The sequence below is a fragment of the Patescibacteria group bacterium genome (genome assembly GCA_018897295.1).
In the GTDB taxonomy this organism is placed as follows: Bacteria; Patescibacteriota; Minisyncoccia; order RBG-13-40-8-A; family RBG-13-40-8-A; genus JAHILA01.
Genome location: JAHILA010000017.1, coordinates 1 through 3,900 on the forward strand (window position 1 = coordinate 1; position 3,900 = coordinate 3,900).

Annotated in this window: 4 protein-coding genes and 3 tRNA genes; 1 reads left to right on the forward strand and 6 read right to left on the reverse strand. The window is 35.8% G+C overall.

The features are described from left to right. Positions 1 to 192 precede the first annotated feature (192 nt). The 5 genes from KKI21_02710 to KKI21_02730 form a co-directional block, all read right to left on the reverse strand. Positions 193 to 264 (reverse strand) — tRNA-Arg (locus KKI21_02710). Between the two features lie 101 nt (positions 265 to 365). Beyond that, on the reverse strand, positions 366 to 872 hold the full coding sequence (locus KKI21_02715) for a hypothetical protein (GenBank protein MBU4285113.1): 507 nt from the start codon (positions 870 to 872) through the stop codon (positions 366 to 368). A 34-nt stretch (positions 873 to 906) separates the two neighbouring features. Then, a tRNA-Ser gene (locus KKI21_02720) sits at positions 907 to 993 on the reverse strand. Positions 994 to 1,015: 22 nt separating this feature from the next. Beyond that, positions 1,016 to 1,102 (reverse strand) — tRNA-Ser (locus KKI21_02725). A gap of 28 nt (positions 1,103 to 1,130) precedes the next feature. Continuing rightward, positions 1,131 to 1,781, reverse strand: coding sequence for a ComF family protein (locus KKI21_02730; GenBank protein ID MBU4285114.1), 651 nt, complete (start codon positions 1,779 to 1,781; stop codon positions 1,131 to 1,133). Positions 1,782 to 1,867: 86 nt separating this feature from the next. Between KKI21_02730 and KKI21_02735 the strand changes: the two genes are divergently transcribed. Further along, positions 1,868 to 3,652, forward strand: coding sequence for an ABC transporter ATP-binding protein/permease (locus KKI21_02735; GenBank protein MBU4285115.1), 1,785 nt, complete (start codon positions 1,868 to 1,870; stop codon positions 3,650 to 3,652). Here KKI21_02735 and KKI21_02740 read toward each other — a convergent pair. Continuing rightward, on the reverse strand, positions 3,626 to 3,900 hold a 275-nt coding region (locus KKI21_02740; GenBank protein MBU4285116.1), incomplete at its 5' end, for an integrase core domain-containing protein. The two genes, KKI21_02735 and KKI21_02740, sit on opposite strands and share 27 nt — an antisense overlap.

The window sequence follows — 3,900 nt, forward strand, 5'->3', positions numbered from 1 at the left end:
ATTAAATAGTAAGCTATTTGCTTAATACCAAGAGATAACATAAAAGATGAGATATTTAATAGTTAATCACCTCTGAATTTTACCAAAATTACCCGACTTTAGGCAATTTAGGAGTGTTACCTATGTATCTCATCTTATTCAGTTTAAAATAAAAAATGTCGCGTCAGACGCGACTAACCGAGTATGACTCAATGCCCCTACGAGGAATTGAACCTCGATCTCAGGTTCCGCAAACCTGCGCTCTATCCATTGAGCTATAGGGACTTATTAGCAATCTTGCGTCTCCCCGACAAAAGCTTCGCATTTTGACGGGCCCGCCTGCTTGCCCTTTGGGCTTGCGGCGGGTATCCATTGAGCTATAGGGACTAAAATCCGATTCTTTTCATCCAAATATCAATCAGAGATTCTTTGTGGCGTTTTTCAGGAAGAAATCTTAATAAGTATTTTCTAATTTCACTGGGATTTTGGTCAGCCAAAGGAATTTTAATATATGGGAAAAAAGTTTTTCTGCTCCTGAAGCTTATTTCTTTTTCCATTGGCGGTCCGCCTGCCGGCGAGGCAGGATTGTAAAAAATCCAGAAAGAGCGGATAGAATCAAAAGTATGCAATCTATCATCAACTTCAATTCCTCTTTCATCAATTTTGAATTTTATAGTTCTTGGTTCTTTTTTTGCGTAAACATAGAAAGTAAAAAATCCCAGTAAAATAAGGACCAAGAACAAAAGATTATCAGTTATTAAAGCGATAATGCCGAGGATAATAACAATGATTGCCGGAAAAATAAACCAGGATTTATTTTTCTCGGTTTTTTCGAATTCCAATGTCCTCCATTCAAATTCTTTTAATAAATTTTCTTGATTATCGTTTTCCATTTTTTAGTTATGATTTTAATTATTAAAATTAATTCGGTGGGGGTGAGATTCGAACTCACGAGAGTCTTGCAACCCTACCTGTTTTCAAGACAGGCGCACTAGTCCACTATGCGACCCCACCAAGCAAAACAAGGAGCGAAGGACGGAGACGGTGAGATTCGAACTCACGAGGGGATTGCTCCCCTAACACCTTAGCACGGTGCCGCTTTCAACCACTCAGCCACGTCTCCAAATTGATGATTTATTCTAACATTTTTTTCATCCTTTCGCAACCACCAATGCCCAGATTTCTCTGGCGCCATTTAATTTCAAAACCCTTGCTGCTTCAATTAAGGTCGCTCCGGTCGTGCAAACATCATCTATAAGTAGGATGTTTTTTCCCTCGACTGAGTTCGGGATAATATTAAAAACATCTTTAATATTATTTTTTCTTTTATTAATATCTTTTATATTCGCCTGTGGGCCAGTAGGGACAATTCTTTTTAAAATATTTGTTTCAATCGGCAAATTAAAATGATTTGCAATTTGTTTTGCCAATAATTCTGCCTGATTAAATCCGCGATATCTCAATCTGTGTTCGTGTAAAGGAATAGGGATGATGATAAAGTTGAAAACTTTAAAGCTTGTATCGAAATTTTCCAGTACGCGAATAAGCAATTGCGACAGCGGTTCTGATAATTCCTGCACATAATAATATTTAAAACTTTTTATCAATTCGCGGATTAAAGAATTGGCATAATTAGTTACAGAAATTATTCTGTCCAAATAAGCATCCTTTGGGCGTTCTACAATAAGAATTATTTGGATTTGCTTAAAACAATCCGTACATAAATATGTGTCGGATTTCCCGCATCCCAAACACTTTTTCGGAAAAAACAAATCAAGAAATTTTTTTTTGATTTTATTCATTGTTTTGCTTATTTTAATTTTAATCAAAATAAGAATAACAAGCAAACAAATTTGACTATTTGCTGAAAATTTGATATAGTTTGTTTATGCAAATCACGAAAGATTTTAAAAATATCTGGCAATACCTTCAAAAATATAAAAAGAAGGTCTATTTTATTATGTTTTTGACGATTTTCGGTTCAGCCGTGAGCGCCATAGTCCCCTATATCTATGGTCGTTTGGTTGATATTGCAACAAGGCCGTCAAGCGCGATAAAAATATTTTTCGAGATATTGGGTTTATGGCTGATTTTAACATTGTTTTCCGATTGGGTTGGCCGTTTTTCCGACAAAAAAGGAACAAAAATTCTTACAGAGGCAGGCAATGATTTAATTTTGGATTTGTCCTCGCATATTTTAAAGTTGCCGGTCGGTTTTCATAAAGAAAAGAAAATAGGAGAAATTTTGCAGAGAATTAGCAGGGCAGCTGATTTTTTTGACACTATCGTGGGCCAATTGATTTACGAAATTATCCCTGGAATTTTAAGAGTAATTATTGGAATCGGCATCCTGACTTATGTTGAATGGAAATTAGCAATAATTTTACTGATTATTATTATTGTGTATATTATTGCCACGCTTTTAAAGGTAAGACCCTTGGTCAGAATGCAGAAAACTATGAATCGCGCTTATGAAAAAGGATACGGCGATATCTATAATGCGGTTAACAATGTTCAGGTTGTAAAATCTAGCATTGCCGAAAAAATAGAGTCCAAAAGAAATATCAAAAATTTTGGCGTAATAACAGACAAAGTTCAGACGTTCAATAACGCATGGTTGAAAATGAGCGCTTGGCAGCAGACAATTTTCGGAGTTGGTTTTGTGTTGGTTTTCGGCGCGGGCATATTTTTGTTGCGCACAGGAATTATATCTGCTGGAGAATTAATAATGTTCGTGGGATATATTAGTTTGGTTCACCAACCAATTGCGCAGTTGAGCCATAATTACAGAACAATAAAAAGAGGAACAGTTGTAATTGAAAGAGCTCTAAAATTAAAAAATATCAAGCCGGAAAAATACGAACAGGGAATTGATTTAAAAAACGTAAAAGGAGAGGTTGTCTTTGATAATGTAAGTTTTGCCTATAAAAAAGGCAGGGCAGTCCTTAGGAATATTGATTTCAAAGTTAATGTGGGGGAGGTGATTGCTCTTGTTGGACATAGTGGGGTTGGAAAAACAACTTTGATTGATTTGATTTCCCGATATATTATTTTGACAAAAGGAAAAATTTTACTTGACGGCCACGATATCCAGAAAATTAATTTACATTCTTTAAGAAAAAATATTGCTATTGTCCCGCAGGAAATCACTTTATTTAATGATACGATTAAAAATAATATTGCTTATGGAAAACCAAATGCTTCAATGAAGGAAATAATCAGAGCAACGGAAGCAGCGAATGCGCACGAATTTATAATGAAATTTTCCAAACAATACAAGCAAATAGTCGGGGAGCGCGGGGTAAAACTTTCTACTGGGCAGAAACAAAGAGTTGCGATTGCGCGGGCATTATTGCGTGACCCGAAAATTTTGATTTTAGATGAAGCAACATCAGCGCTTGATTCTGTTTCCGAAAGATTGGTGCAGGAGGCGTTAGCAAGATTAATTAAAGGTAGGACAACTTTTATTATTGCCCATCGTTTAAGCACAATTTCGCACGCAAACAAGATTTTTGTGTTTGAAAAAGGCAGAATTATTGAGCGCGGAAAACACGACGACTTAATGCAAAAACCCAACGGTCTATACCGCAAATTTTATATAATGCAGTCGGCATTTCATGGAAAGGAAAAAGAAGTTTACAATGTTTTAGATACGGACATTTTGCACTCTTAATCCGAGAGTTTGGTTAGGAGTTTTACCGTTTAGACCACAATGTTTTGTATCATTGTAGTACATATTCCATAATCGTAATTTGTATTTTAATTCTTCAAAACTATTAAACGTATTCCGTTCGTAAAAGTGTTCTTGATCTGTTCGATGTGATCGTTCGACCTTGCCGTTTTGTGCTGGCTTGCCGGGATCAATCAAATAATGGGTAATATCCATAGTATTACACAAAACATCAAGATCATGAAGTCGTA